Source organism: Bacillus sp. 0209A (genome assembly GCF_036765095.1).
Classification (GTDB): domain Bacteria; phylum Bacillota; class Bacilli; order Bacillales; family Bacillaceae; genus Bacillus; species Bacillus subtilis_G.
The window spans coordinates 158672-185619 of sequence record NZ_JBAIZV010000003.1; the positions used below are offsets into that span (position 1 = coordinate 158672).

At 43.1% G+C, this 26948-nt stretch carries 30 protein-coding genes, 1 pseudogene and 1 riboswitch; of the genes and pseudogenes, 10 read left to right on the plus strand and 21 right to left on the minus strand.

All coding sequences use genetic code 11. The features are described 5' to 3' along the window. Positions 1 to 177: 177 nt before the first annotated feature. From V6D44_RS11375 to V6D44_RS11385, 3 genes are read right to left on the minus strand one after another with little or no spacing between them, the layout of a single operon-like run. Positions 178 to 1311: a conserved virulence factor C family protein gene (locus tag V6D44_RS11375; protein WP_253268391.1), complete on the minus strand. Its 1134-nt coding sequence runs from the start codon at positions 1309 to 1311 to the stop codon at positions 178 to 180. 59 nt (positions 1312 to 1370) lie between these two features. Beyond that, complete coding sequence (locus tag V6D44_RS11380) at positions 1371 to 1988, minus strand: HD domain-containing protein (protein ID WP_253268392.1); 618 nt, start codon at positions 1986 to 1988, stop codon at positions 1371 to 1373. Between the two features lie 13 nt (positions 1989 to 2001). Continuing rightward, positions 2002 to 2484: a glutathione peroxidase gene (locus V6D44_RS11385; protein ID WP_148961536.1), complete on the minus strand. Its 483-nt coding sequence runs from the start codon at positions 2482 to 2484 to the stop codon at positions 2002 to 2004. A 394-nt stretch (positions 2485 to 2878) separates the two neighbouring features. Between V6D44_RS11385 and metA the strand changes: the two genes are divergently transcribed. The 4 genes and pseudogenes from metA (at position 2879) to cspD (ending at position 5609) form a co-directional block, all read left to right on the plus strand. Next, positions 2879 to 3784: a homoserine O-acetyltransferase MetA gene (metA, locus tag V6D44_RS11390; protein ID WP_087990475.1), complete on the plus strand. Its 906-nt coding sequence runs from the start codon at positions 2879 to 2881 to the stop codon at positions 3782 to 3784. A gap of 229 nt (positions 3785 to 4013) precedes the next feature. Beyond that, positions 4014 to 5165 (plus strand): diglucosyl diacylglycerol synthase, encoded by a 1152-nt coding sequence (locus tag V6D44_RS11395; protein ID WP_087990476.1) that lies wholly within the window; start codon positions 4014 to 4016, stop codon positions 5163 to 5165. An 80-nt stretch (positions 5166 to 5245) separates the two neighbouring features. Further along, positions 5246 to 5393: pseudogene (locus V6D44_RS11400) on the plus strand (hypothetical protein). Between the two features lie 15 nt (positions 5394 to 5408). Beyond that, a complete protein-coding gene (cspD, locus tag V6D44_RS11405; protein WP_003230776.1) occupies positions 5409 to 5609 on the plus strand; it encodes a cold-shock protein CspD in 201 nt (66 codons plus the stop codon). 43 nt (positions 5610 to 5652) lie between these two features. On the opposite strand, the gene degR is transcribed toward cspD, so the two are convergent. Next, positions 5653 to 5835 (minus strand): transcriptional regulator DegR, encoded by a 183-nt coding sequence (gene degR, locus V6D44_RS11410; protein ID WP_010327956.1) that lies wholly within the window; start codon positions 5833 to 5835, stop codon positions 5653 to 5655. A 156-nt stretch (positions 5836 to 5991) separates the two neighbouring features. On the opposite strand from degR, the gene V6D44_RS11415 reads away from it, so the two are divergent. After that, complete coding sequence (locus V6D44_RS11415; RefSeq protein WP_087990477.1) at positions 5992 to 6261, plus strand: DUF2564 family protein; 270 nt, start codon at positions 5992 to 5994, stop codon at positions 6259 to 6261. A gap of 28 nt (positions 6262 to 6289) precedes the next feature. On the opposite strand, the gene V6D44_RS11420 is transcribed toward V6D44_RS11415, so the two are convergent. Continuing rightward, entirely contained in the window at positions 6290 to 6472 is a 183-nt protein-coding gene (locus V6D44_RS11420) for a zinc-finger domain-containing protein (RefSeq protein ID WP_087990478.1), read from the minus strand. Then, positions 6465 to 7145, minus strand: a complete 681-nt coding sequence (locus V6D44_RS11425; protein WP_333516523.1) for a ribonuclease H family protein — start codon at positions 7143 to 7145, stop codon at positions 6465 to 6467. Before V6D44_RS11425 ends, V6D44_RS11420 begins: the two co-directional genes overlap by 8 nt. Positions 7146 to 7227: 82 nt before the next feature. Here V6D44_RS11425 and V6D44_RS11430 point away from each other — a divergent pair, with 82 nt between their 5' ends. The 3 genes from V6D44_RS11430 to sspL are packed head-to-tail and all read left to right on the plus strand — an operon-like array spanning position 7228 to position 8485. Further along, on the plus strand, positions 7228 to 7917 hold the full coding sequence (locus V6D44_RS11430) for a queuosine precursor transporter (RefSeq protein ID WP_333516524.1): 690 nt from the start codon (positions 7228 to 7230) through the stop codon (positions 7915 to 7917). Beyond that, positions 7917 to 8315: a reverse transcriptase-like protein gene (locus tag V6D44_RS11435; RefSeq protein WP_333516525.1), complete on the plus strand. Its 399-nt coding sequence runs from the start codon at positions 7917 to 7919 to the stop codon at positions 8313 to 8315. Before V6D44_RS11430 ends, V6D44_RS11435 begins: the two co-directional genes overlap by 1 nt. A gap of 41 nt (positions 8316 to 8356) precedes the next feature. Next, complete coding sequence (gene sspL / locus V6D44_RS11440) at positions 8357 to 8485, plus strand: small, acid-soluble spore protein L (protein ID WP_010327950.1); 129 nt, start codon at positions 8357 to 8359, stop codon at positions 8483 to 8485. A 7-nt stretch (positions 8486 to 8492) separates the two neighbouring features. Here the strand turns inward: sspL and exnP are convergent, their stop codons facing one another. The 14 genes from exnP to kdgR form a co-directional block, all read right to left on the minus strand. Beyond that, positions 8493 to 9383 carry a 5'-3' exonuclease ExnP gene (gene exnP / locus V6D44_RS11445; RefSeq protein ID WP_202327453.1) on the minus strand — a complete coding sequence of 297 codons (891 nt, stop codon included), beginning with the start codon at positions 9381 to 9383 and terminating at the stop codon, positions 8493 to 8495. Positions 9384 to 9481: 98 nt separating this feature from the next. Next, positions 9482 to 9628, minus strand: a complete 147-nt coding sequence (locus V6D44_RS11450; RefSeq protein WP_003230761.1) for a hypothetical protein — start codon at positions 9626 to 9628, stop codon at positions 9482 to 9484. A gap of 73 nt (positions 9629 to 9701) precedes the next feature. After that, positions 9702 to 9959, minus strand: coding sequence for a YpbS family protein (locus tag V6D44_RS11455; protein WP_087990483.1), 258 nt, complete (start codon positions 9957 to 9959; stop codon positions 9702 to 9704). Positions 9960 to 10023: 64 nt separating this feature from the next. Then, positions 10024 to 13602, minus strand: coding sequence for a dynamin family protein (locus tag V6D44_RS11460; protein WP_333516527.1), 3579 nt, complete (start codon positions 13600 to 13602; stop codon positions 10024 to 10026). Between the two features lie 172 nt (positions 13603 to 13774). After that, complete coding sequence (fbpC, locus tag V6D44_RS11465; protein ID WP_141113371.1) at positions 13775 to 13864, minus strand: Fur-regulated basic protein FbpC; 90 nt, start codon at positions 13862 to 13864, stop codon at positions 13775 to 13777. A gap of 70 nt (positions 13865 to 13934) precedes the next feature. Further along, a complete protein-coding gene (locus V6D44_RS11470; protein ID WP_087990485.1) occupies positions 13935 to 14441 on the minus strand; it encodes an isoprenylcysteine carboxyl methyltransferase family protein in 507 nt (168 codons plus the stop codon). Between the two features lie 3 nt (positions 14442 to 14444). Continuing rightward, positions 14445 to 15542, minus strand: a complete 1098-nt coding sequence (locus V6D44_RS11475) for a type III polyketide synthase (RefSeq protein WP_242519852.1) — start codon at positions 15540 to 15542, stop codon at positions 14445 to 14447. A 72-nt stretch (positions 15543 to 15614) separates the two neighbouring features. Continuing rightward, entirely contained in the window at positions 15615 to 16931 is a 1317-nt protein-coding gene (gene pbuX / locus V6D44_RS11480; protein ID WP_087990486.1) for a xanthine permease PbuX, read from the minus strand. Then, positions 16928 to 17512, minus strand: coding sequence for a xanthine phosphoribosyltransferase (gene xpt, locus V6D44_RS11485; protein WP_087990487.1), 585 nt, complete (start codon positions 17510 to 17512; stop codon positions 16928 to 16930). The genes pbuX and xpt overlap by 4 nt, the downstream gene beginning before the upstream one ends. Before the next feature lie 90 nt (positions 17513 to 17602). Then, positions 17603 to 17702, minus strand: a riboswitch (purine riboswitch). 140 nt (positions 17703 to 17842) lie between these two features. Continuing rightward, positions 17843 to 19348, minus strand: coding sequence for a carboxypeptidase (gene ypwA, locus V6D44_RS11490; RefSeq protein WP_087990488.1), 1506 nt, complete (start codon positions 19346 to 19348; stop codon positions 17843 to 17845). Between the two features lie 112 nt (positions 19349 to 19460). After that, a complete protein-coding gene (kdgT, locus tag V6D44_RS11495) occupies positions 19461 to 20450 on the minus strand; it encodes a 2-keto-3-deoxygluconate transporter (RefSeq protein ID WP_333516528.1) in 990 nt (329 codons plus the stop codon). A 41-nt stretch (positions 20451 to 20491) separates the two neighbouring features. Beyond that, the gene (gene eda / locus V6D44_RS11500) at positions 20492 to 21082 is read right to left on the minus strand and encodes a bifunctional 4-hydroxy-2-oxoglutarate aldolase/2-dehydro-3-deoxy-phosphogluconate aldolase (protein ID WP_289347571.1); all 591 of its coding nucleotides are present in this window, start codon (positions 21080 to 21082) and stop codon (positions 20492 to 20494) included. Position 21083: 1 nt separating this feature from the next. Beyond that, complete coding sequence (gene kdgK, locus V6D44_RS11505; RefSeq protein WP_333516530.1) at positions 21084 to 22058, minus strand: 2-dehydro-3-deoxygluconokinase; 975 nt, start codon at positions 22056 to 22058, stop codon at positions 21084 to 21086. 37 nt (positions 22059 to 22095) lie between these two features. Beyond that, positions 22096 to 23115, minus strand: a complete 1020-nt coding sequence (gene kdgR / locus V6D44_RS11510; protein ID WP_253268396.1) for a pectin utilization transcriptional regulator KdgR — start codon at positions 23113 to 23115, stop codon at positions 22096 to 22098. 222 nt (positions 23116 to 23337) lie between these two features. Between kdgR and kduI the strand changes: the two genes are divergently transcribed. Beyond that, complete coding sequence (kduI, locus tag V6D44_RS11515) at positions 23338 to 24165, plus strand: 5-dehydro-4-deoxy-D-glucuronate isomerase (RefSeq protein WP_253268397.1); 828 nt, start codon at positions 23338 to 23340, stop codon at positions 24163 to 24165. Between the two features lies 1 nt (position 24166). Further along, positions 24167 to 24931: a 2-dehydro-3-deoxy-D-gluconate 5-dehydrogenase KduD gene (kduD, locus tag V6D44_RS11520; protein WP_087990494.1), complete on the plus strand. Its 765-nt coding sequence runs from the start codon at positions 24167 to 24169 to the stop codon at positions 24929 to 24931. A gap of 43 nt (positions 24932 to 24974) precedes the next feature. On the opposite strand, the gene V6D44_RS11525 is transcribed toward kduD, so the two are convergent. Continuing rightward, entirely contained in the window at positions 24975 to 26900 is a 1926-nt protein-coding gene (locus V6D44_RS11525) for an ATP-dependent DNA helicase (protein WP_087990495.1), read from the minus strand. Between the last annotated feature and the right edge of the window lie 48 nt (positions 26901 to 26948).

Below are 26948 nucleotides of genomic sequence, written 5' to 3' on the forward strand. Positions count from 1 at the left end.
ATTGTTTCCTTCATGTTTTTATATTTATATAGCTTTCTGTCGATGTAAACCCTCCAACTATTAATATTGTTACTTACTATAAATAGTTTTCGGATATTTTTCAACAATATTCGAAATAATTTTTATAAAAAGTGAATTCACAAAAAAAGATGCAGGATCTGCACCTTTTTCATTCTTTTATTCGCCCTTTTTTCTGCTCTCTGTCATTTGTTTCCAAACAGAACCTTTTGCTTCTTCTCCATGCTCAATACGTTCAAGCGCCATTTTCACTTGAAGGCTGACCTCAAATTCGGGATCATTTTCGGCAGTGCGTAAAGCTTCAATGGCACTTTCATCGCCGACTTCGTACAGGAACATAGCCGCACGCCAGCGGACAAGCTTGCTGGAGTCGCTTAACGACTTGATCATAGCAGGAATGGCTTGAGAGTCGCCGATATCTGACAGGCAGTCTCCTGCCGTTCTTCTGACTGAGACAGCTTTGTCCTCAAGTGCTTTGTATAATAAAGGAAGAACATCGGATATTTCAATCATTCCTAAATATACGACAGCCTGTCTTCTGATAGACACCTTGGGATCATCCAATGCCTTCTGTAAAACCGGGATATCCTCCTCTTTCGGATCCATCTGCTCCAAATGCGCATAACGCTTTTTCCAGTCCTCATCATCCAGCATGTCAAGCGTTACTTTATACGCTTTGCGCTGTACAGCTTGTTTTGCTTCGCCTTTTCCTTGAACGGCTGCTTCTGTCAGCCGTTTCAGCCGCTCATCACTGTAAGCGGCCTGAATCTCTTCTGTCACGTCATGACCGATTTCATTAAAATCACCGAATCTGACGCCTTGTTCTTTCCAGGTCCGCTCAAACACAACATTTGAAGCTTCAGATCTGAGTTTTAAGATCGCCTGCTGAAAGCGTTCCGGTAACCCGAAGCGCTCTTCCCGCTCCCCATCAGTTAATTTAACCTGCATAGGAATGCCGCTGAACATCTGCACAAAAACTTTCACCTCTCCATAAGACTCTTGTTCAGAGCGATTTCCCTCTGTATTTTCAGCACTTTCCATCCCAAATGCAGAGCGGACTTGCGGTAAAATGTCTTTCCAATCGTATCTCGCGTTCCGTTCAACAGCCAGAAAATCAGCGACATGATATACGCCTTTAACGCCTTCTATTTTAAGGATTTCCGCTATAACAGGCGGTGCGCCTTCTGCTTGATCCGGTTTATAGTTATTGCTTTTGCCCGCCGGAAGCTCTTCCGTTAAGATGACCTTCATTGTATTGGGACTTGGCGTAGGTTCAATTGATTTTATCTTCATGATCGTCCTCCTATAACATATCTGTGACTTATTCTATCATAGTCGTTCCAAGCCTTCTATTACGACGTTTCGGCATTAATCCCGGGTACGTCTTTTTCTAATTGGCGGACAAACTGAAGCATAAAATCATGTCTTTCTTCTGCCAGTTTCCGTGCGGTGTCTGTATTCATCATATCTTTCAGCCGGAGCAGCTTATGGAAAAAATGAGCGTAGGCGCTTTGATCATTTCCATAAAGGCTGTGCCCTTTTGCGCCCGCAAACATAAAAGCTCTGGCAATCCCTACAGCACCGATGGCATCAAGCCTGTCAGCATCCTGTACGGCTTTTCCCTCAATTGAGTGCGGCTCTATCACCAGCTTATCCCTATCCCGAAAGGACATTCTTGTGATGATGTGAATCACTATGTCAGCATCCTCTTTTCCAACTCCGAAAAAAACGAGCTGATCATATACTTCGCTCACTGAAAACCTAAACGCGTCAGGCATCTTGACATCAATTAAATCATGAACCAAAGCCGTGATTTCAACTATGAACAAATCCGCATTTTCCTTTTCTCCAATATACAAAGCAAGATCTGCAACTCTTGATACATGATGCCAATCGTGTCCAGAGCTTTCGCCGGTCAGCACAGACTGGACCCATGCCCTGATTTGCTCTATCCGCTTCAATTCCTTCACAAAAACACCCTCTTTATTGCCCTAACAGCTTCACGATAACGTCTTCCAGCTCTTTCGGATTTGTATTCGGAGAATAGCGGCCAATGATTTCTCCGTTTCTGTCCACTATAAACTTCGTGAAATTCCACTTGATTGCCTTAGTTCCCAGCATCCCTTTCGCATGCTCTGTCAAATACACAAACAGCGGGTGGGCGTTTTTTCCGTTTACTTCTACTTTTGAAAACATAGGAAACGTAACACCGTAATTTGTTTCGCAAAATTCTTGTATATCTGCCTCATCACCAGGCTCCTGGCTCATAAATTGATTGCAGGGGAACCCTAAGATCTCCAGTCCCTCCTGCCGATATGTATCATATAACTCCTGAAGCTGTTTCAATTGCGGCGAAAAGCCGCATTTGCTCGCTGTATTCACGATCATCAATACCTTTCCGGCAAAAGGCTGAAGTGTCATCTCTTTTCCTGTTATTGTACGTACCTTCATATGATATATAGACATGTAAGTCCCTCCTATGTCACTGCTGCTGATTATTTTACCGTTTTTATATCTCAATTCAAAATAAACATCTTTTATCAGAACTTATAAGAGCAAAGTCAAATAAACCTGATATGCCGACTGTATATTGCAAAGGAGTGGCTTGTGTTCAAAATAATGTTATATACACATGCGTGCTGCTTTTGTTATCTTAACCATTTCTATAAAACATGACAGTTCCCTTCTGGGATAAATCATCGAAAAAGCATTTTCCAGTGAAACCAAAAGGCGTATCTATGCGTTTTATTTAAAGAGTTTTCTGTTGTTTCCCCCTCAAACACTAATAGATAGATTGAAAATTGGCGTGAAAATTCCTATAATGAAGAAAATTAAACGGGGAAATAATGGAGGTGGCACGTTGCCTATTAATATACCAACACACCTGCCGGCAAAACAGGTGCTTGAGAGTGAACATATATTTGTAATGGATGAAAGCAGAGCATTTCACCAGGATATCCGGCCGCAAAAAATTATCATATTGAATTTGATGCCGAAAAAAATCCAAACAGAGACACAACTTCTCAGATTGCTTGGAAATTCGCCTTTACAGGTTCATTTTACATTCTTAATCCCAAGCACACACACGCCGAAAAATACTGCAAGAGAACATCTTGACGAATTTTATACGACTTTTTCCAATATCCGTCACAAGAAGTTTGACGGCATGATTATCACCGGTGCGCCGATCGAGCATTTGGCGTTTGAAGATGTTTCATATTGGGAAGAGCTCAAAGAGATCATGGAGTGGAGCAAAACGAATGTCACTTCAACCTTGCATATATGCTGGGGCGCTCAAGCAGGTTTATATTACCATTATGGTGTGGAAAAAATTGAAATGCCGAAAAAAATCTTCGGTGTGTTCGAACATACAGTACTTTCAAAACATGAAAGATTGGTAAGAGGTTTTGACGAGCTATACTACGTGCCGCATTCCCGGCATACAGATATAAATATGGAACAGCTTCAAGCAGTGACTGAGTTGAATATTCTTGCCGCATCTAAGGAAGCTGGGGTGTGCTTAATTGTGTCAAAAGACGAAAAACAAGTCTTTTTAACAGGGCACCCTGAATATGATACAAATACGCTTCTTCAAGAATATGAAAGAGATCTGGAACGCAACCTTTCTGGTGTCGAGGCGCCTAAACATTATTTCGCTGAAGACAGCAAAGAGCCCGTGAATCGCTGGAAAGCGCATGCGACACTATTGTTTATGAACTGGCTGAATTATTACGTTTACCAAGAAACTCCTTATGAATGGGACTAATTTTTCTATTTTAGTGATACGCTGAGCAAAAAATATGATAAAATACATCTGATTCAGTCTGCGTATAACAAAAATTAAAAATACTGGAATCCAAATCTTTTAAAATTAGCTTAATTTTTTCACTGCATTAATAATTCGATTATGTATTTGTGTTATGTTTATGTATAGACAATAACTCCTTACGATGCATGAAGCTTGCTTGTTGTTGATTACATTGAGGTGAATTTACTTGAATACCAATAAAAGAGTATTAATTTTGACTGCAAATTACGGAAATGGGCATGTGCAGGTAGCCAAAACGCTTTATGAGCAATGTGTTCGGCTCGGCTTTCAGCATGTAACCGTTTCTAATTTGTACCAAGAGTCAAATCCGATTGTTTCAGAGGTAACTCAGTACCTTTATTTAAAAAGCTTCTCAATCGGGAAACAGTTTTATCGTTTGTTTTATTACGGAGTTGACAAAATCTATAATAAACGTAAATTTAATATTTACTTTAAAATGGGGAATAAACGATTGGGCGAACTTGTCGATGAACATCAGCCCGATATTATTATTAATACATTTCCGATGATCGTCGTACCGGAATACAGACGCCGAACAGGAAGAGTCATTCCTACCTTCAACGTGATGACTGATTTTTGCCTTCATAAAATTTGGGTTCATGAAAACGTGGATAAATATTATGTGGCGACAGATTATGTGAAGGAAAAACTGCTGGAGATCGGCACTCATCCAAGCAACGTAAAAATCACTGGAATTCCAATCAGACCGCAATTTGAAGAATCCCTGCCGGCGGAGCCGTTATATCAAAAGTACAATCTTTCACCAAACAAAAAAGTGCTTCTGATCATGGCAGGCGCACACGGTGTATTAAAAAACGTAAAAGAGCTGTGCGAAAACCTTGTCAAAGATGACCATGTGCAAGTGGTTGTCGTGTGCGGGAAAAATACGGCTTTAAAAGAATCTTTAAGTACGCTTGAAGCAGAAAACGGTGACAAATTAAAAGTTCTTGGCTATGTGGAACGCATTGATGAGCTGTTCCGGATCACAGATTGCATGATTACAAAACCTGGCGGCATTACTTTGACAGAAGCAACTGCCATCGGTGTGCCTGTCATTCTGTACAAACCCGTGCCCGGCCAGGAAAAAGAAAATGCGAACTACTTTGAAGATCGCGGAGCTGCCATCGTCGTGAACCGTCACGAAGAGATTCTCGAGTCAGTCACTTCCCTTCTCGCAGATGAAGATACCTTACAGCGCATGAAGAAAAACATTAAGGACCTTCATTTAACAAACTCCTCTGAAGTGATTTTAGAGGATATCCTGAAGGAATCAGAAATGATGATGACAGCTAAACAAAGAGCCAAAGCGCTATCGTAATGATGTTCATAGAGAGCACGCGAAAATCGCGTGCTCTTTTTATTTTATTCACCTATTTATAAGAGCGGTTACATTTTTTTGTGAAACTTTCCCTTCTTTTTAAAAATAAGCAGTTTCGGAACTTGACGGGGTGCTCCCAGATGGTGTATAGTTGAACCATCATTTAACAATGAATCAAAGTTAAATGGTGACAAAATTTTTTTTAGCACACGGGTGCTACAGTACTAGGAGGAATTAAGCAATATGCAAAACGGTAAAGTAAAATGGTTCAACAACGAAAAAGGATTCGGCTTCATTGAAGTTGAAGGCGGAGACGATGTATTTGTTCACTTCACAGCTATCGAAGGAGACGGATACAAATCATTAGAAGAAGGACAAGAAGTTTCTTTTGAAATTGTCGAAGGTAATCGTGGACCTCAAGCTTCTAATGTTGTAAAACTCTAAACTCAATACATGATGACAAATAGAGGAGAGGCAAATGCCTCTCCTATTTGATTTTCATCTGAATTTCAATGGCCAAAATATTTTGTTTGCACCTCTGTTCAATCTCTTCGACATGTTTTTCCATTGACGGCTTCCCTTTTTTCGCGATATCCGCGAGTTCTTCTAAATCACTGTATATTTCTATAAATGTTTTGTGAAGGATCGACCTCAAGTCTTTATCATCCATAGCTTCGTTCCCCTTCTCTGCCAAGATACCTCAAATAGTAAAACAGTCCTATTTATTCTGGTTCAATGGTTATATCGGCTTATTTTTCATTTTATTTTCTATTTTGGTACATAAATTTCAAAAAACCTCTGCAAAATAATTGCGGAGGTGTTTTTTATGACATCAGAATTTCATGAAGAGGAGCAGACTGGCTTTACGGATAAGCGGCAGCTGGAACTAGCGGTGGAAACAGCTCAGAAAACGACAGGAGCTGCGACGAGAGGCCAAAGTAAAACATTAGTCGATTCCGCATACCAAGCCATTGAGGATGCAAGAGAACTATCACAATCTGAAGAACTGGCAGCTCTCGATGATCCTGAATTTGTAGAGCAGCAACAGCAGCTGCTGGATGATAGCCAGCATCAGCTGGATGAATTCAAAGAATAAAAACCGCAGCTTCTGCGGTTTTTATTCTTTAGTGATTGGTTAAGACATCGCCGTATGCTTTCAGCTTTTCACCTACTGTACATTTATTAATACAAAATGAATGTGCATAAGTTTTGCCAAAATCTTTACGAAACTGTTTCTTAATAAAACAGTCCTTGCAATATTCATCTTGCAGTTCTGTCAGTTCTTTAAAGATCATTTTCTTATCCAATATCGTCATCTCCGTTACGGTCTAATTTCGTATGGCTTTCTACGAATTGATGGGATAGAATTTTTTTAGCGAGTCCGTCAGCTTCCTGGTTGTCTTTCCGCTGTATGGTTTCGTAAGTTGGAGTGAGCTTCAGCGATTCAAGGAGTGCTTCTATTTTGTCCAGCCATTCATTATGAGACGGATCATAGCAAGGCCAGCTGCCGTCAAGCTGATTCAGCACAACAAGCGAGTCCCCTTTGATTGTAATTGAATTTCTGCTAGCCCCAATCTCTCTTACTTCTCTTATTGCTTCATAAAGCGCCGCGTATTCAGCTTCATTATTGGTTTTCAGCCGGAAGCTTTTATTTTTTCTCAAGCGATGCCGGCTTCCTCCCAATGAATAATAAATGACGATTCCGAGTCCTGCCAGTTCGCTTTCCTTATCGAAACTGCCGTCAAAATAAACAGTAATGTCATCAGGCTCTTGAGCAAGCTCCTCTGTCAGCTTTTCCAATTCCTTCAGCGTCCAGCTGCCGCCTTTCTCGTCTTCGAACTCGAGCTCTTTCATATATGGAAAACGGCCTAGTTCTCTGGCGAGCATACGTGCCTGTTGAGCAGTCAGCCAGTCTTCGCCTAAAAATGAGACGGATCCCGTCCCTTTTGCTTCTATCTTCATATGCGGTCTGAGCTTCATTATGATCACCTTACCATTCATTAGTTGCCGGGCATGTGCTATAATCAAACCAATCTTATCCCGGAAAGGAAGCTTTTTCATTTTGTTTAACAATTCATTTTGGATCATTTTTGCGATCATTCATTTTATCATTGTTCTTTTATTTTATAAAGGATTTGGCAAAATGGGACTGTTTGTTTGGATTGGTTTTGCGACAGTTTGTGCCAACCTTCAAGTCGTCAAAACAGTCGAACTGTTTGGCTTAACAGCAACGCTCGGGAATGTGATGTACGGCACAATCTTTTTTGCGACAGATGTGCTGAATGAGAAATACGGTCCGGCGGAAGCCAGAAAAGCGGTATGGCTCGGATTCTCAACGCTCCTGACGCTGACATTTGTCATGCAAGGCGTGCTCCTTTTCGAACCGGCTTCCAGCGACATATCGCAAATAGCGCTGGAAACGATTTTCGGATTCCTTCCGCGAGTCGCGTTAGGAAGTCTGCTTGCCTTTATCTTCAGCCAAACGCTGGATGTTTATGTATATTCGTCAATCAGAAGGATATTTCCTTCTGATCGGCTTTTATGGCTCAGAAATGGCGGCAGTACAGCAGTCAGCCAGCTGTTTGATACATTGATATTTACTGGTGTCGCTTTTTTCGGCGTTTATCCGGCAGGAATTTGGCTTCATATTTTCATTTCCACATATTTGATTAAGTTTGCGGTATCTTTGATTTCACTGCCTTATGCTTATGCAGCAAAAAGAATGGTACCGAATGATGAGAGGAGTTCATAATGCCTACAGAAATTTATGTAGACGGTGCAAGCGCCGGTAATCCCGGACCATCCGGCATCGGCATTTTTATCAAACATGAAGGACAAGCAGAGTTTTTCTCTATTCCAATCGGAATGCATACAAATCAGGAAGCGGAATTTCTTGCTTTAATTGAAGGGATGAAGCTTTGTGTAAAGCGCGGGTATCAATCTGTTTCCTTTCGCACCGATTCAGATATTGTGGAACGAGCCGCTGAGCTTGAAAAGGTTAAAAATAAAACGTTTCACCCGTATGTGGAAGAAATCATCCAATTAAAAGCGGCCTTCCCTCTTTTTTTCATCAAATGGATACCGGGAAAGCAAAACCAAAAAGCCGATCAGCTGGCAAAAGAAGCGATTCGGCTGAATGATAAGAATTAAAACTCGATCATTTGTTCATCCTAATGTGGAGGTGAACAAACATGAAAAAGAAAGATAAAGGCCGGCTGACCGGCGGTGTAACTCCTCAAGGCGACCTGGAAGGCAATACACATACTGACCCTAAAACAGAGCTTGAGGAAAGAGCCAAAAAAAGCAATACAAAACGCTAGAGAAGATCTACACGATCTCTCTAGCGTTCAGCTTTTCAAGCATACGTTCAATTCCTTTGATTTGGTGGCGGCGAAGCATGCCAGCCGCCTGCTCCATTTGCAGTGTAAATAGAGCGTCTTTCAGCGTGCAGGCCAGCGGCACCGAGCAATGAATTTCCGCAAGCTTCCTGGACATCTCTAAATCGCTCAAACCTTGCTGAATTTTCCCCTGCTGCCCCTTGGGAAGAAGAGAAAGATTTTCTAATAAACGGTCAATCGTTTCGTATTCACGAATCAGTTTATAGGCTGTTTTTTCTCCAATCCCTTTAACGCCAGGATAGTTATCACTCGAATCACCCATAAGCGCTTTAATATCAATCAAAGCTTTCGGAAGAACGCCTGTTTCTTCATAAAAAGTCTCTTTTGTATAAACTTTATAATTTCCGATTCCTTTTTGGAGCAGGGCCACACTCACTTCATCCGTTAACAGCTGAAGTAAATCTCTGTCTCCTGTTACGATCGTAATGTCAGCTTCATTCGCATACAAAGCGGCAAGTGTTCCGATACAATCATCTGCTTCATACCCGGCAAAGCCGATATTCATGATACCAAGCTCAGCGGCCGCTTCCTTTGCCAAATCAAACTGCGGGATCAGCTCCACAGGCGGTGCGTTGCGGTTCGCCTTATAATCTTGGAACAAGTCATTTCGGTACGTTTTGCTTCCCATGTCCCAACAGCAGACGACGTGTGTCGGCTGGAATGTTTCCACCGCTGTAATCAAGTGCTTTAAAAATCCGTTGACACCGTTCGTTGGCACCCCGCTGTCATTTATCATAAAGTTGCGGTGCACGGCCGTGGCAAAAAACGCCCGAAATAACAGAGCCATACCGTCAACAAGCAATAGTTTATTATGATTCATAAGATAACTCCCTTTTCTTTCATTCCTTCTATATTACCATAAAGCAGTGCAAATAAAAAACAGCATCTCTTCGATTAGAGATACTGTTTTGTGTATCATCAGTCGTTGTGTCTTTTGTTGCTGGCGATCAGCTTTTCAGCTTCGCGTCCTGCGTAAGAGTCAAAATGGGTTTGAAATCCATTTTTCTTTTTGGCATTGTTATTCGCCTGTGCGTTTCTGTTTCCCAGCTTTGTTCTGCCCAACATGAATCCCCCCTTACGTCGGATACATATAGTATATGCTTTTGCAGGGTATTCACTCGCGACAGGATCATCCAGCTTACATACGGCTTACGTATTCTCCGACCATTTCTTTAGATACAAGGCGTCTTGTCGGCACGATGCCCTGTTTGGCAAGCTGATTCATTTGCTCGGTAACTTCATTAATCGCGTCTGTAGTAAAAGGCTCATCGTTTTTGCATTTTGAAACCGCTTCTTCAATGGCCATTTCACGCATGTTTTCAAGACGCATAAATGTTTTGATATGCTCGTGCTGTTTTGATGAATGTGCTGAAATTGCTTTATGTACCTCTGACATGAATCCTTCATCTCGCTTTTTTCTATTTAGTCTATCATGACTTGAAATACAATCCAACTAAATTTTACATTTTTATTGTATGGTCTGATCTTTGCCAAGAGATGCACGCTTGGTATGCCTTTTCAATCTCTTTCGCATGTTCCCCTTCCGCATATCCTTCTACATACGTATCTTTTTGATCCTTTATTTGTTCCATTGCTTTTACAGCCATTTCTTCCTGTAAGCGACTGAGATGATCTGTGTAATGAGTGATAAGGCTTTCTTCTTCATTTCTCACCCAAGCCTCTGTGATTTTCGTGAGTTTCATCCGTACAGCTTCGATGAAGGCCGCTTTTCCTTTCTGTTCAAAAAACTGCTTCGGTGATTTGACTTCTTTTTGTTCCTGCTCGAAGGCGCGTTCATCTAAATCCGGTTCAACCTCCATCAGCTGTATACTGTTGGAATGCTGATCACCCGCATAAATGGAAAAATAACCGTCTTTATTTAATGTTTTTTGAAAGCTTTCCAGCCATTCTTCGGCAATATGCCGCTCGATGAAACCGCTCATGCGAACATCAAGCGTTTTAATTTCCTGAACATATTCAAACTGATATTCATGTAAGGCGGTTTTCATCGCCTTAGCGACGGTCTTTTTCCAATCTCCATTCTGAAGCCCGGGATGAAATGCCGATTTTAATAGATCATTGGCAAAAAAGGATAATCGCTGTGTAATGTGATAAAGCTGCTCTTTGGTGTCTTTTTTTACTTTCTCAATGATGGTTTCCGAGTTCCTCCGTTTCTCGATCTCAGCTGCAGTCCGCTCAAATGACAGCATAAGGCGCTGTTTCTGCGCTTCCTTTTTTTCCTTGGATTGATGCTGGGACTGGTGAAGCTGGAAAACAGTTTCGCATAATTTGTCTGCTTCCGAACTGAGCTGTGCAGCTGACGTTTTTTTCACATCAACTTCGATAAACCAGTCTAAATGTTTTCTGACGTTTGGGAACTGGTTATAAAATGATTCCGGTTTTCCGAGCAGTTCCTCCTTGCTTGATACGGTAAAGAGCTGCGGATCATGAATCCCTTCTTTTACAAGCTCTGCGCTGACATAATCGGTCACTGTTTCAAGCTCTGTTTTATCTTTCGCAAGGTCTGCTGCATTAATAATGAAAAACATTTTATCCATACTGAGCGATTCTTTTACCAGTCCAAGTTTTCGCAAAAATGAACGGTCTCCTTTCGAGAAGGAGTGTTGATAATAGGTCATATAAAAAAATGCATCGGCATCTTTAATATATTGGAACGCCAGCTCTGTATGCCGTTTATTCATGCTGCTTGCGCCGGGCGTATCAACGATTGTAATCCCTTTTTCAGTGAGCGGGCACGTATAATAAACCGTTACCTCTTTCACAGCGCAGGCCGTTGTCTCCTCTGCCACATACGGCTTTAATTCAGACAGCGGAACCGTTAACTTCTTTTGTTCCTGTATATATGGCTGATACTGTTCGTAGGCAAGCAAGAAGTGATTGATCAATTTGATGTGTTCTTCCTGCAGACGGCTTTTTTTGGCTGCCTTTTCCCACTTCTCTGTAAAAGAACTGCCTGTTGGCTCTTTTTGTATTCCGGTAAGCTGCAAAATGTCTGACGTTATGTCAGCCTCCGTCTTAAAGACCACATCCGCTGTTTTATTGATGTTGCCATTGGTTGGTTTTGTGATTTTGTTAATTGTGGCTGTGGTTGGCGTTGGTGAGGACGGAAGCACCCTTTCGCCGACAAGCGCATTTGCAAATGATGATTTCCCAGAGCTGAATCCTCCAAAAAGCGCAAGTGTAAATTTCTGTTCCTCAAGCCTTTTAATCCTTTCCCGAAAGGCTGAGTTTTGCTTTGACAGCATGCTAATTTCACCTAAAAGGTCAGACAATATGTGAAAGCGTTTGATCTGGTCATGAAGCGGCAGTTCTTGCTCCATTATTTCTGGTTTTACATTTCGCTGCCGTGTCTGTTGACTTTGGTTTCGTTTCTGTTCCGGAGCCGCCACTGTTTTTTTCTTCGTTTTAAACCAGTCGGTGTTTATGTGCATTGGACATGCGGATTCCTCTTCCCAAATGGCCCGCATGCGATCGGCTTTCTCGCGGGCATTATTCTCTAAACGGGCCTGTTCTTGAAGAATGGCAAGTTTTTCTGATTCATGAATGAGCCGGTCATTGATCGTTTCCAAGTCTTTAGAAACACTCTCTTTCACCATCGCAGTAAGCGCCTTTATGATGTCTGCCGCTTCTCTTTTCGCTTCTTTGCGGATGAGCTCTGCCAAATCTTTTGTATATTGCAATACATATTCAGAAGAAAAAGCTGCACCATGCTTAACCGCGCGTTCTATGATGTCAGCTTCCAGCGGCGTGCAATAGGCCTGTATCAGCTTTTCACTTTCAGCTGTATGAACATGAAATGCCTTGGCGAGTTGATGGAACGTGTCTATTATGTGCCAATCCGCTTCGGCCTCTGTTCGTTTTGACACATCAGAGAAAAAAACATTTCTTCTTCTATCTCTTTCCTGTGCAGTTTTTGCTTTCGAAAAGAAAAAACCGGTTTTAAAGGAAGGCTCTCGTGATTCTAAAAATGCAGCTGCGAGTTCACGCATTTCAAAAGGCGTCAGGTTGGCGTTCTTTAAAATGCGGTTGACTTCTTCCAGCATCCTGTTTTCTGCCTCGGTCGCTTGCTTTGCCGTCTCATCCAATTGATCACGCAGCGATTGGACCAGTTCAGCTTGTGTGTTAAGCTGTTCAGTAAAGCTGGGACCATCTGTTTCGTCTTTTAAAAGCATCTCCGTATGTTCGTTCAGCAGATTGCGGACTTTTTGTTCTGTTAAAGGCTGGAGGTTGCTTTTTGATTGCTGTTCTATTTTTTTTAATTCTTCTCTCAGAGCCCCAATCTGATTGAACGGATGGTTTGGTTCTGTCACTGACGTAAAATAGAGAGCGTCCTTTGAAATGCCTTCATTGCAAAGCATCTCCTCTACCTGCGCTTTATAATCTTCAAAATGCGTTTCCGCCTCATCATGGCGGTCAATTTGATTTACGATAAAATACACATTGGGAATGCTTTCTCTTTTCGACCTGAGAAACTTTACATTTTCCTCAGCGTGCACGTGATTATAGTGAACGACGTAAAACAGCGCATCCGCCTGATGGAGAATAGACGCCGCCGACAGAAAATGCGCATCATCTGTTGAGTCAATCCCAGGGGTATCAATATACGCAACCCCGGCATCGATGTCAGTATATCGATCAAAAATTTCAACGCTTTCAATCTGCTCCCCATCTTTGCAATATTGCTGCACCTTGTCTTTCCGATAAGCCCCCTCCAGCTCAGCACATGCTCCGTCTGTTGTATGAAGCCGCACACGCTTTTCCCCGTTTCTGATCACAACAAGGTTAGCGCTTGTCGGAATCGGGCTTGTGGGCAATATATTCTCCATTAACAAGCAGTTCAGCAGTGAGGATTTACCTGCCGAATAGTGCCCGGTAAACGCGATATAAACCTCTTCATCAGCCGCTTTGTTCATGACCGCAGCCAGTTTAGCAGCTCTTTGTTCATCTTGATTCTCGATAAATCGCTTATAAAGTTCCCCAGTTTTGTGCAAAAGCTCTTCTCTGTTATATTCTGTCATAATTCTGAACCCCTTTGTGCCATTTCACTTGTGAATCTTTCGAAAGATCTGAATACATTCCCTTTCATTTTACACAAAAATGAGCCGAATTTCTTTAAGAGAATAGAAAAAAGCCGCCATTACGGCAGCTTCTATAAAAGAAAATCTGCAACTTTGACAAGTTCCAGATTCATTAAACAGATCTATTAGAGATTCCTTTTAATACAAAACCAATTAATACACTATATGTACAAACCGCCCCAAGCAAAAACAGCATTGTCATTTGCTTCACCATCCTGATTGAGAATCTTTTTCAAATTCATTCTAACACGGGTGAGAATGATTTTCAATCTCTATTTTATACTGAATTCCTCTAATGCTTTGTCTTCTGCACGAATTCTGACGGTTAACAACACGGCATTAACAATGGAAAACAGACACATGGTGACGTACGCTTGATACAGCAGCGGAATCAATAAAATTTCTAGTATAACAACGGTATAGTTGGGATGCTTCATCCATTTGTAAGGGCCTTTTTTTACAAGCTCAGCACCTGGAACGACAAGGATTTTCGTATTCCAATATGCTCCTAAGGAACAAAGGGCCCAATACCGTACTGCCTGCACGCTTAAAATAGCCGCAGCGATACCGATCCACCAGCTTGACGGCTGTTTGTTCATCAGCAGCACTTCTGCAGTTAAAGACAGGAAAAAAAGGATATGCATGATGATGATATACGGATAGTGGCTCTCACCGAATTCGATCGCCCCTTGTTTCTTTACCTTTTGTTCATTTTGTCTGGCTACAGCCATTTCAGCTGCTCTTTGAGTAATGAGAATAGCGATCAACAACCAAAACATGAGTCAAGCCCCCTTTTCCCAGCTGAATAACAGCAGCTCTGATGAAAATCCCGGCCCTAATGCGCCAATCAGTCCCCGTTCTGCTTCGTTTTTATGCCCGTTCAACAGATGCTCTTTAATCACATACAATATTGTGGCTGAAGACATATTTCCGTGCTTTTGCAATACGCTTTGCGCAGATAAAAGCTTTTCTGCTGACAGTTCAAGACTTTCGATGTATGCATCAATCACCTTTTTTCCGCCAGGATGTGCTAAAAAAACACTGATATCACTGAATAAAAGCTGATGTTTGTCCAAAAAAATTTGCACATTTGTTTTGAGCCACTTTTCCACCAAAGTCGGAATATCTCTTGAGAAAATGACTTTGAAACCTCGATCAGTAAAGTCCCAGCCCATGACATCTTCTGATTGTTTCATCAAAACGGATTGGGAATCCGTTATCCTCGGCACCAGTTTTAGTTTCGACATCGTGCGGTCCGCCTTCTCTCCGCATAATAATGCTGACGCAATGCCGTCCCCAAAAAGTGAGGTGCCGATCAGATTGCTTTTCGTTTTATCTTCCGGCTGGAATGTCAGGCTGCACAGCTCAGCAGCAATGACAAGCACAAAAGCCTCAGGATACGCTTTGCAGTATTCGGCTGCGCGCGCTAGTCCGCTGGCTCCTCCTGCACAGCCGAGACCCCAGAGCGGAATTCGCTTCGTATATGGAGAAAACGGAAGTTCATTCATGAGCCGCGCCTCGATGCTCGGTGTGGAAAGACCCGTGCTGGAGACGAAAAAAACAGCATCCACCTTCTCATAAGGAATGGCGCCTTGAATAAATGCAGGATGGGAGAGGCACTCTCTCACCGCTTCTCTGCTGTGCTTAAGTGTTTCTTCTATGTATATTTGATTTTTTTCTTCGAAGCTGTGGCCTTCTTTATACCATTCAATCGTCTTGACAAATTGTCTCGATTGAATTTGCCCGTTTTTAAAGGAGGTTAACAGCCGGTCAATATCTTTAAAGGAATGCTGAAACATGTAGCGGGCGAACTCAGCCGCTTTCTCTTGGTTTACATCGTACGCAGGAAGACTTGTTCCGACGGATAAAATAAACGCCATGTGATCACCTCTTTGCATACATTGTGCCGCAACGATCTTTTTTATATGCAAAAAACTCCGCCGCGGCGGAGTTTAGACTGCTGTTTTTTGTTCAGTGATATCAGCTTTTTGTTCTGTTTTTTTGGCTTTAGAAAATACGTTATATATAATATTCAAGATTACTGCAGTAAAGCTGCCGGCGACAATGCCGTTTGTTGTAAGAAGCGTTAAGGCACTCGGAAGCTGTTTAAAAATATCCGGCACAACGGTCACACCAAGACCCAGACCCACTGAGCAGGCAACAATCAGCAGATTTTCTTGTTTTGCAAAATCAATGCGGCTGAGCATTTTGATTCCGTAAGCGATCACCATTCCAAACATCGCTACCATTGCCCCGCCCAGAACAGCAGATGGAATGATGGTCGTGAAAGCAGCGATCTTCGGAAACAGCCCGAATGCCATTAAGATCACACCCGTGACAACAATTACGGCATTTTTCTTGATTCCTGTAAGCTGCACAAGTCCGACATTTTGAGAGAACGCCGTGTAAGGAAAAGCGTTAAAAATACCGCCCAGCAGCACAGCCAGTCCTTCAGCGCGATAGCCTTTAGACAAATCTTTCTCTGTCAGACTGCGGTTCGTCAAGTCACCTAAGGCAAAGTAAACACCAGTTGATTCTACAAGGCTGACAATCGCCACGATGGTCATCGTAATGATAGGCGCTGTGTGAAAAGACGGCGCTCCGAAGTAAAACGGCTGAATCATTTGAACAACTGCCGCGTCCGATACGTTATCAAATTGAACTTTTCCCATAAAATAAGCGATGAAAGTCCCGATCAAAATACCGATCAAAATCGAGATGGATTTGATAAAGCCTTTCGTAAAACGGTATAAAAGCACAATGACACCCAAAACGATAAAGGCGAGTGCAAGATTGGAAAGATCTCCGAAATCTGCACTTCCTTCTCCCCCGGCCATGTTATTCATGGCTACCGGCATAAGGGTAATACCGATAATCGTAACAACTGAGCCTGTCACGACCGGCGGAAAAAACGATACCAGCTTTCCGAAGAAAAATGAAATCAGAATGACAAGAATACCTGAAGCGATAATACTTCCGTAAACCGCGGAAACCCCGTATTCAGATCCAATTGCAATCATCGGCGATACAGCCGTAAATGTACAGCCAAGCACAACCGGAAGCCCGATTCCGAAAAATCGGTTCCTCCACACTTGCAAAAGTGTAGCCACACCGCACATAAAAATATCAATCGATACTAAGTAGGTCAACTGTTCAACAGTCAGCCCCATTGCTTTTCCGACAATCAGCGGAACAACAATGGCACCGGCATACATGGCGAGCACATGCTGTATTCCTAAAGACAGCGTTTTGCCGAATCCGTTTTTCATGAATGAACCTCCTGTACGAAGGACACTTTTCCTTCTTCTAAAGATTGAATTCTTGCCAAAGATTCCACTCTGTAGCCAAGGTTCACTAGTTCTACTCTCCCTGGTTGAAATGATTTTTCAATGACAATGCCAAGCCCCCCAATAGAAGCTCCCGCCTGCTTCACAATCGACACGAGCCCGTGCGCCGCTTGTCCATTTGCCAGAAAATCATCGATAATCAGCACATGATCCTGATCCGACAGGTGGGTTCCTGACACTGCGATTTGGCTTTCTGTTTGCTTCGTAAAGGAATAAACAGACGCTGTCAGCAAGTGATCAGTGAGTGTTAAAGATTGATGCTTTCTGGCGAAGACAACCGGCACACCCAGCTGCAAGCCCGTCATCACAGCGGGAGCGATTCCGGATGACTCGATTGTCACAATTTTAGTAATACCGTCTTTTGCAAATCTCGCTGCAAATTCGTCACCGATTTTCTGCATAAGCAGCGGGTCAATTTGGTGATTCAAAAAAGAATCCACTTTCAATACTTGATCAGATAATACGACGCCTTCTTCCTCTATTTTCCGTTTCAGTGCTTCCATCCTGTCTTACCTCCGTTATGAGAATAAAAAAAGCATTGCCCGCTCAAAAAAAGAGCAAGCAATGCTGATATAACAAAAAACCGTACACATGCGGTCTCATTGCTCACTCATAGTCGGACATTTATGGTGCCCGGTAGAAACTTGCGTGCCATATCCACGCGATTATATGAGTGTTCCTATGATATTGTCATAAATTATATCAAGATTCTAATCTCTTGCATAGACAAAAAAGCGAAATTCCCGAACTTTATTTTTATTTTCTATTTAATCATTCGTCTTTTAAGTTTTTTGATCGTAAAAAGCCTGACGGCCACGCCGCCAGGCTTTTAATTACGACAGATAGAGATTTGAATATTTGTTTGACAAATAGTCAATCAAATAGCGTACATTCAATTCTTCCCCAGTTGCATCTTTAATAATCTCTAACGGCTTTTTCCGTTTTCCGTGAATGTGCACCTTTTCCGTCAGCCATTGTTTAATCGGATGGAATTCCCCTCTTTCCAAAAGGGTGTCAAATTCAGGAAGATCCTCAAGCATTTTTTGTTTCAGCTGGGCCGCATACATGTAGCCGAGCGCATAGGATGGGAAGTAGCCAAAATCTCCTCCTGCCCAATGGACATCCTGTAAAATCCCCTCTGCGTCCGTCTGCGGTGTAATCCCTAAATAATCTTGGTATTTTTGATTCCAAAGCGATGGCAGTTCTTCCACAGACACTTCATTGCTGAAAATCGCTTTTTCAATTTCATAACGGATGATAATATGAAGAGGATACGTCAATTCATCCGCTTCAACCCTGATGAATGAAGGCTTTGATTCGTTGATTGCCCGGACAAAATCATCCAGAGAAATGTCCTTGAACTGTTCAGGTGATGCTTCTTGAATCTTCTTGTAGTACGGTGTCCAAAAATGCTTGTTTCGGCCAATAAAATTCTCGTAAAATAATGATTGAGATTCATGGATTCCCATTGATGCGCCATCTGACAAGTTCGTGCCGCTCAGTGCTTCGTCAATATTTTGCTCGTATATGGCGTGACCGCACTCATGAATGGTGCCAAAGATCGCCGTACGGAAATCTTTTTCATCATATCTCGTCGTGACCCGGACATCTCCGCGGTTCATCGTGGTCGCAAACGGATGAACCGTTTCATCAAGCCGTCCCCCATCAAAATCGTAGCCAAGCTCCTGCAAAAAATACAAGCTGAGCTCTTTTTGCTTTTCTTTAGGGAACGCTTTTGTAATAAAGCTTGTATCCGGTTTATTTCCGGAAGCTGTCACTTGTTTAACAAGCGGAATGATCGCTTCTTTGAGCTCAGCAAACAGCTGATCAAGCACCTTTACCGTGACACCCGGCTCAAACAAATCAAGCAATGCATCATAAGGATGCTCTTGATAACCCCAATATGTAATAAAATGTTTATTGAATTCAATCAGCTGTTCTAAATAAGGGGAAAATAAGCTGAAATCAGATTTTCCTTTCGCTTCTTCCCACGCGGTTTCTGCCTTTGAACACAGAATGACGTATTCCTTGTATTCAGCCTCAGGGATTTTTTTATTCTCTTCATACTCTTTGTTCGCCAGCTCCACTGCCTTTTTCGTATCTTCAGACAAGTCATCAAATCGTTCATACAGGGCATCGATAAGCGCCTTCATCCGATCTGATGTCTGGATATTAAATATATCTGTTGAAAGCTGGCCGATACTTTCGGCACGGTCTTCTGAACCGTTTTTGGGCGCACCTGTTCTGGAGTCCCAGTGCATTAACGCAACTGCTTCGCTGTAGTGTGAGATTCTTTTTAGAAGATCAAAAAATTCCTTTTCATATGTATGTATCTCCATATCCATTCCCTCCCTATTCTAGCCGTTCCATTACAGGCTAATGGAAGGGTGTATGAAAGTCAAATTGTTTGGATAAGAGGCTGCCGGTATTCTTGGCGGCAGCCTTCTTTATTCAGTTGATCGTCATTTGATTTTTTGGAGGCGGTGTTTTCCGCTTTTTTTTGATTTTTTTATCCACCCACACTGTTGCCAGCGGGGTTAGCAGCGAGGTGACAATCACGCTTGTCGCTATGATTGCAGTTGCTGATTCGGCAACTGGCGCAAACGAAGAGTTGGCTTCCGCTAATGCGTACGGCACGGCCACTGCCGCACCCGCCGTAGAAGAAGCGGCCACGCCCGCGACACCGTCTCCCCGCGCGACAAAACGATCAAGCAAAAACAAGGAGCTGCCCGATAAAATGACGACCGAAACACCGATAAATATCCCAAGCAGTCCTGATTGAATCAGCATTCCAAAATTCAAGGTATTGCCGAGCGAAAAAGCAAAAAACGGGATAATTGCCGGCACAACCTTGCTGAATAAGTCTCTGAGATCATGATCAAGATTTCCAAGTATACAGCCGAGTAAAAACGGGATGACCGTCGCTGCCAGCGTTTCCCACGGGAATGCCGCAAGCCCCGTTACACCAAACGTCACCATGGTCATAAAAGGCCCTGATTCTGTACTGATAAACGCGAAAGCCCCCGCATCCTCTTTTCTTCCCAAATGGTTCATGAGCGCCAAATACAGGCCGCCGTTCGTTTCATTCATCACCGCAACAATTGCTAAAACAGAAAGACCTGCAAAAAAACCGGATTGTATGCCATTATCAGGAATAAATTGGGCCGCGATCACGCCGAGAAGCGCCGCAAATCCGATCTTCCCCAATAATAATGTGATTCCTTTCCTTGCGATATAGCCTGAAGAACGAAAATCAATCGTCACCCCTACACAAAAGATAAAAACACCCAGTATCGGCAGCGTTCCGGTAATCAAAGCACCCGTAAACCCTCCAAAGAACTCCGCTGTTCCAGGCGCAAACGTATTGAGCGCCGCTCCCAGAAACAGCGGAATAATCATCATGCCTCCAGGTACCCGTTCAATTGTCGCTTTGATTTTCATATGTGGATTCTCCCATCTCCGGTTATGAAAAAACAATACCCTTACACTTGGAAAACAGCCTGCAAATCGTCTTTTGAACAGCTGTCCAGCTGGCTGCCGACACCAACGGCGCCTGCTCCGGCCTTGAGCCAATCCGGCACTTCAGACGGATGTATCCCGCCTGTCGGAATAAAGGTCACCTGCGGGAAAGGGCCTGCTAAATTTTTCATAAACGGGATGCCAAACACACCGCTTGGGAACAGCTTTAATGTAGTATAACCGCATGTCAGCGCTTCCATAATTTCGCTTGGTGTCAATACACCGGGGATATAATGTATCTTCAAAAACGAAAGATGTTCAGCGAGGTCAGGTGAAAAACCCGGACTGACAATAAATTGCGCACCAGCCTCGGCAGCTTCTCCCGCTTGCTGCGCAGTGATGACTGTGCCCGCGCCGATTAAGATATCTTCTCTATTACGGAATGATTCGATAATTTCCGATGCCCCAGGTGTAGTATACGTCACTTCAACTGCACGAATCCCTTTATTTAATAAGCTCTCAATCTGCCGGCAGGCTTCCTGTTTATCCTGTGAACGAATGACTGCAATCAGCCTTGCTTCTTTCAGACGGTTTTCAACGATTTTAGACTCCATATTAATAATCCCCTTTCTTTTGGTAAACCGTTCTTTGAGCAGATAAAAACGCAGCTAATTTCTCCCTGGTCGGCAGGCCGTCCATATCCCCCGGTGCCTGCACTTGCAAAGCGCCGATCGCATTTCCTCTTTGAACCGCATCCTTGTACGACAAACCGTCAAGGATGCCGCTGATCACACCGACTGCAAATCCGTCTCCGGCACCGACCGTATCAACCACCTGTTCAACCCGGAAACCTTCTGCAAATCCTTCACTTTCCCTTGTTTTAAAGTAAGCGCCTTCTTTTCCGAGTTTAATAGCAACAAAGCTGACACCTTTATTCAGATAATAATCGGCAATACCTTCAGGTGTTTTTTCTCCGGTCAACAGCTCCCCCTCTGCGATCCCCGGGAAAAACCAATCTGCAAGCCCCGCCAGATCATTGATCGTCTGGGCCATCGTTGCTTGATCAGGCCAAAGCGAAGGCCTTAAATTGGGATCTAACGATACCGTTTTCCCAGCATGTTTCAAATCCTTCATCACGTGGTAGGAAAAGTCTTTCATTTCAGCGGATAAGGCTGGGGGAATACCTGTCACATGCAAATGGCCCGTGCATTGAAAATAATCTCTCGGATATTCAGCAGACGTTAGTGTGCTTGCAGCTGAGTGTTTCCTGTAATAGGAAACTTGCGGATCGCCTTCTTTCACTTTTGACTTCAGCAGCAGGCCGGTGGGATTTCCGTCCTGCGAGCGGATTACGCGGGACACATCCACTCCCTCTTTTTTAAGCTCCTGTAAAATAAATGTTCCGAGCTGATCATTGCCGACCTTGCTCATCCATCCCACCTGAAATCCAAGTCTGGCCAGACCGCAAGCGACATTGCTTTCTGCTCCGGCCAGCCCTTTAGAAAAAGTGGATACTTCATGAAGGCCTCCGTACTCATTTGCATAAAACATGGCCATCGATTCCCCAAATGTCACCGCATCAAGCTTCATCTCTCCCAACCTCCTCTTCAGTTGAGGGCATCTAGGATTAAAGTGACTGTCTCATGATGACTTCCGCCTCTAATTCAATGGTTTGAGGCGCTCCCTTGTCACCTTCAATCCTTTTTAATACACGTTCCATCGCCGTCCTGCCCATATCATGTGACGGCTGGGCAATCGTTGTAATGCCCGGACCGATCAGTTTATACCATTCCGTATCATCGAACCCTGCAATCCCTATATCTTGAGGGATGAGCAGGCCGAGCTCTTCCATACAGCTGATGATTTTCAGCATAATTAGGCCGTTCAAGGCCAGAATCGCTTTTTTTTGCTCCGGCATCTCCTTGTGAAAAGAAAGAAGCGCCGCCTTAAGCTGCTCCTTGTTTTTCACGTCAATTTCATACATTCTGACAAGCCCGTTCACATTTTGAGCCGAAGCCATTTCCTGGTACACAGCTGCTCTTTCTGCACGAGGGCTGATAGATGAAATCGGTTCGCTAAACAGTGCGACATCAGTGTATCCTTTGCTGTAAATCTTCTGAAGTATCTCTTTTGTGATCCTTCTATTGTCAGTTGTTACCGTATCCAGTTTCAGATCCGGAAGTTTCCGGTCAATTAATATCGTGGGAATTTGCTGCTCTGCAAAGGTGTGCAGTACATCCTTGTTTTCTCCCGTTGCGTTTAAAATCAGCCCTTCAACCGAATGGGCTTCAAGCTTTAGGAGCATTTCCCGCTCTTTTTCAGGACTGTTATCTGTGTTGCACACCATAATGCTGTAGCCATATTGATCACAAATCTCTTCGACTCCCCTGAAAGCCGCGACTGAAAAAGGATTTGTAATGTCAGCTACAACAAATCCGATTAATTTGCTTTTTTTTATTTTTAAACCCTGTGCCATTTTACTTGGCCGATAATTCAATTCTGCGATTGCCTTTTTAATGCTTTTCACTTTTTCAGGAGAAATCGCATCAATTTTTCCGTTGATATAACGGGAAACTGTCGATTTCGAAACTCCTGCACATTCTGCTACATCTTTGATCGTCGTATGGCTTGTTGTTTTCTTTTTCATTCAAGTGCTCCTGTATCATCTTATATTTGAAACCGATCCCAAAACCGTTACAACACAAGAATACCATATTTTTAAAATTCGAAAAGAGTTTTTTCAAAAATGTGCCTATTAATAATTTTAACATTGACTCTTTTCACTATTTATCCTAAAATTTTCTTTGAAACCGTTACCAAAATGTTTTCATTCAAGTGGTGCCGAAATCTTAACTAAGGGGGAAACACAATGGAAAATCGTTATTCTGTACACCCTGAACAAGTAAAGCGCTTTACAACTGAGGAGCTGCGCAGTCATTTTTTAATGGAACCTTTATTTAAGGAAAACAAACTTTCAATGTATTACTCACATGAAGACCGAGTTGTCATCGGCGGCGCGGCTCCGGGACAAAGTGAACTGAAGCTTGATGCCGGAGATTTCCTTAAAACAGACTTCTTTTTGGAACGGCGTGAAATCGGGATTATTAATGTTGGCCAGCCTGGCGCTGTCAGGGTTGGTGATGATGAATATGTGCTTCAAACAAAGGATTTTCTTTATATCGGAATGGGCAATCAGGATGTAACGTTTACAAACCTGAACGGAGGCAAAGCTAAGTTTTACTTCGTCTCCGCTTGTGCTCATCAAAGCTATCCGACACAAAAAGCCGCTCTTTCCGAACTGACACCGGACCGCCTTGGCGATGAGGCAGCCTCTAATGTCAGAAGCCTGTACAAAGTCATTCATCAAGAAGGCATTAAAAGTTGTCAGCTAATGATGGGAATTACGATGCTAGATCAAAACAACAACTGGAATACCATGCCGGCTCACGTCCATGACCGCCGGATGGAGGCTTACCTTTACCTTGATCTTAAAAAAGATTCAAAGGTGTTTCACTTCATGGGCCAGCCGAATGAAACGCGCCATCTTGTTGTCGGAAATGACCAGGCTGTCCTTTCTCCTGCCTGGTCTATTCACTCTGGCGCAGGAACTTCGAACTACAGCTTTGTGTGGGCGATGGCTGGAGAAAATTACACATTTACGGACATGGATGCCGTCCCGATGGATGGGCTGAAATAAGATGAGTTATCTACATGATACCTTTTCATTAGAAGGAAAAACAGCGCTGGTGACAGGCCCGGGAACAGGAATCGGTCAAGGAATTGCCAAAGCGCTGGCGGGGGCTGGCGCCGATATTATCGGCACATCACATAAAAGCAGCCTGACTGAAACACAACAGCTTGTGGAACAGGAAGGCCGTACCTTTACATCTTTTACATTGGACATGAGCAAGCCGGAAGCAATAAAGGATTCTGCAGCTGAACTGTTTGAAAGCCGCCAAATCGACATCCTTATCAATAATGCCGGCATTATTCACCGGGAAAAAGCAGAACATTTCGCAGAAGAGAACTGGCATCACGTACTGAATGTCAATCTAAACAGCTTGTTTATTCTGACACAGCTGGCAGGCAGACACATGCTGAACAGAGGTTATGGAAAGGTTATTAACATCGCCTCCCTTCTGTCTTTTCAAGGCGGTATTCTCGTTCCCGCATATACAGCGAGCAAACACGCGGTTGCCGGTTTGACTAAATCATTTGCTAATGAGTGGGCAGCGTCCGGTGTTCAGGTCAACGCCATCGCCCCTGGTTATATTTCTACCGCCAATACACAGCCTATACGCGATGATGAAAAACGAAATGAGGACATTTTAAAGAGAATCCCCGCCGGCCGCTGGGGCAAAGCGGATGATATCGGCGGGACAGCAGTCTTTCTGGCATCCCGCGCTTCAGATTATGTAAATGGGCATATTTTAGCCACTGACGGCGGTTGGCTGGCCCGCTGACAAAATAAAAAAGCTGACGAATACGATCGTCAGCTTTTTTCTATTACATCATTTTCGGTTCAACAGGCAAGACCTTTTTGACTTCATCAATGATGCGTTCATTTTCTCCGCCGGCGTAAATGTGGATCGAGCCGCTGTCTTGATTCGAACGGATCAGACGCCCGATGCCCTGCCGCACGCGTAATAACATATATGGCAGATCAACTTCTTCAAACGGATCTTTTTTTGCCCCGTTGCGTTTCGCTGTAAATACAGGATCATGAGGCGGGAATGGCAATGACCAAATGGTCACATTTTTTAATGCGTCACCGGGAATATCAAGTCCTTCCCATAAGTGAACCGAACATAGTACGGTTTCCTCTTTCTCTTGGAATTTCTCCACTAAGCCGCTGATTTCCTCATCGCCTTCAAAGTAAATCGGATACGGCAGCTCCCAAGCCGCTGACAGCTGCTTAAACTCGTTTAATTCCTCAAAAGAAGGGAAAAGCATCAGCGTTCTGCCTTTATAACGCTTGATCGTTTCAATCGTTTCAGCCGTTTTTTGTTCGGAAGTCATATCTGTTTTCGCATATAGATTAACGGTCATTTGCTCGTCATAATCATATGGAGAATCAACAGTTAACGACAAATAATCATGAATCCCGAGGCTGTCGGCAATATAATCAAACGATCCGCCTTCTGACAGCGTAGCAGAAGAAAAGATATGAGGAATTTTCTTGGAAAACACTTTTTCACCCAGCACTTCTGCTACCGTTCTCGGCATGACAACAAAAGTTGATTCTTCTTCTTTTTTCTCCAGCCAGCTGATCGCATCCTTTTGATATAGGGATAATGAATACGCCATTTGTTCTACATATTCTTCCACAACTGACAATTCGTATTGATCAATTGTGTACATCTCAGACTCAAACACGAGAGCCTCACCGATTTTATCGAGCAAACGGCAAAGCTCGTCCGCCGCCTTTTTGACACGCTGGTCATTTTTTATTTCTAAACGGTGTGAACCGGCTACTTCTTTAGCTTCTTCAGAAAGAACATAGAAAAATTCGTCGTTTGCAGCAAGGGCATCTTCAATCAGTTCGGCAAACTCTTCTCTGATGTCATTTTGAAGCAAGCGCTCTAAAAACAATTCAAGAGTAGACTGCTTCACTCTGTAGGTTAACGCTTTTTGTGCGGCAAACTCTAACAAATGCCCTTCGTCAAATACAACCGCGCTATGATCAGGCAAGAGTGGCAGCTGTCCCTCTCGTTTACGGGATTCTTCCGTCCACACATGCTCCATATAAAAATCATGGGAACAAACGATCAAGTCTGTTGACTTGCGGTAGTGATCTCTGGAAAGCGTCAAACCGCATCTGTGCCTCATATCACAAGTCAGACAATCCTGAAACGAATCATAGCTTACTTCAGACCATTCTTCATTTGACAGATTGGCATACTGCTTACGGTCGCCATACGGATAAAAGCGCTGCATCGCCTGTGATTCATGAACAAATGACGGTAACGACTCATAAAGATCCAGCCATCTATCATCATCAGAGCGTTGCATTGTTTTTTCCAGTTTCTTTAAGCATAAATATTGCTCATGTGATTTTGACAGTCTTGTATCAATTTTCAGATCCAAATGCTCAGCCAACTTCGAAATATCGCCCTCTTTTTTCACTAGCTGTTCGATTAATGTTTCATCAGCACAAGCGATAATGGCGGGTTTGCCGACATATCTTGCATAGCTGATCGCAAAAAGAAGATAAACCAGTGTTTTCCCCGTTCCCACTCCAGCTTCGGCAAACATGACTTTTTTCTCTTTAAACGCTCGCTCCAGCTGAAAAGCCATAAATACTTGCTCATCCCGAAGATCAAACCCTTTTTCGGGAAGGATATCGTAAAACACGTCACCAATCCAATTGTTCAATTCTTCATAAAAATTCTTTGTTTTCGTTAAAGAAAAAGGCAAACGTGATGTTGTCACCTAGTTCCAACCCCCAACTATTCGACATTCAGACCATCAATAATATCA

What these genes read in the sequence shown, in the direction of transcription:
- V6D44_RS11375 (WP_253268391.1), bottom strand. Translation starts at nt 1,311, where the DNA reads ATGAAGATAAAATCAATTGAACCTACGCCAAGTCCCAATACAATGAAG.
- V6D44_RS11385 (WP_148961536.1), bottom strand. Translation starts at nt 2,484, where the DNA reads ATGTCTATATATCATATGAAGGTACGTACAATAACAGGAAAAGAGATG.
- cspD (WP_003230776.1), top strand. Translation starts at nt 5,409, where the DNA reads ATGCAAAACGGTAAAGTAAAATGGTTCAACAACGAAAAAGGATTCGGC.
- degR (WP_010327956.1), bottom strand. Translation starts at nt 5,835, where the DNA reads ATGGATGATAAAGACTTGAGGTCGATCCTTCACAAAACATTTATAGAA.
- V6D44_RS11415 (WP_087990477.1), top strand. Translation starts at nt 5,992, where the DNA reads ATGACATCAGAATTTCATGAAGAGGAGCAGACTGGCTTTACGGATAAG.
- V6D44_RS11425 (WP_333516523.1), bottom strand. Translation starts at nt 7,145, where the DNA reads ATGAAGCTCAGACCGCATATGAAGATAGAAGCAAAAGGGACGGGATCC.
- V6D44_RS11435 (WP_333516525.1), top strand. Translation starts at nt 7,917, where the DNA reads ATGCCTACAGAAATTTATGTAGACGGTGCAAGCGCCGGTAATCCCGGA.
- sspL (WP_010327950.1), top strand. Translation starts at nt 8,357, where the DNA reads ATGAAAAAGAAAGATAAAGGCCGGCTGACCGGCGGTGTAACTCCTCAA.
- exnP (WP_202327453.1), bottom strand. Translation starts at nt 9,383, where the DNA reads ATGAATCATAATAAACTATTGCTTGTTGACGGTATGGCTCTGTTATTT.
- V6D44_RS11450 (WP_003230761.1), bottom strand. Translation starts at nt 9,628, where the DNA reads ATGTTGGGCAGAACAAAGCTGGGAAACAGAAACGCACAGGCGAATAAC.
- V6D44_RS11455 (WP_087990483.1), bottom strand. Translation starts at nt 9,959, where the DNA reads ATGTCAGAGGTACATAAAGCAATTTCAGCACATTCATCAAAACAGCAC.
- V6D44_RS11460 (WP_333516527.1), bottom strand. Translation starts at nt 13,602, where the DNA reads ATGACAGAATATAACAGAGAAGAGCTTTTGCACAAAACTGGGGAACTT.
- fbpC (WP_141113371.1), bottom strand. Translation starts at nt 13,864, where the DNA reads ATGACAATGCTGTTTTTGCTTGGGGCGGTTTGTACATATAGTGTATTA.
- V6D44_RS11470 (WP_087990485.1), bottom strand. Translation starts at nt 14,441, where the DNA reads ATGTTTTGGTTGTTGATCGCTATTCTCATTACTCAAAGAGCAGCTGAA.
- V6D44_RS11475 (WP_242519852.1), bottom strand. Translation starts at nt 15,542, where the DNA reads ATGGCGTTTATTTTATCCGTCGGAACAAGTCTTCCTGCGTACGATGTA.
- pbuX (WP_087990486.1), bottom strand. Translation starts at nt 16,931, where the DNA reads ATGAAAAACGGATTCGGCAAAACGCTGTCTTTAGGAATACAGCATGTG.
- xpt (WP_087990487.1), bottom strand. Translation starts at nt 17,512, where the DNA reads ATGGAAGCACTGAAACGGAAAATAGAGGAAGAAGGCGTCGTATTATCT.
- ypwA (WP_087990488.1), bottom strand. Translation starts at nt 19,348, where the DNA reads ATGGAGATACATACATATGAAAAGGAATTTTTTGATCTTCTAAAAAGA.
- kdgT (WP_333516528.1), bottom strand. Translation starts at nt 20,450, where the DNA reads ATGAAAATCAAAGCGACAATTGAACGGGTACCTGGAGGCATGATGATT.
- eda (WP_289347571.1), bottom strand. Translation starts at nt 21,082, where the DNA reads ATGGAGTCTAAAATCGTTGAAAACCGTCTGAAAGAAGCAAGGCTGATT.
- kdgK (WP_333516530.1), bottom strand. Translation starts at nt 22,058, where the DNA reads ATGAAGCTTGATGCGGTGACATTTGGGGAATCGATGGCCATGTTTTAT.
- kdgR (WP_253268396.1), bottom strand. Translation starts at nt 23,115, where the DNA reads ATGAAAAAGAAAACAACAAGCCATACGACGATCAAAGATGTAGCAGAA.
- kduI (WP_253268397.1), top strand. Translation starts at nt 23,338, where the DNA reads ATGGAAAATCGTTATTCTGTACACCCTGAACAAGTAAAGCGCTTTACA.
- kduD (WP_087990494.1), top strand. Translation starts at nt 24,167, where the DNA reads ATGAGTTATCTACATGATACCTTTTCATTAGAAGGAAAAACAGCGCTG.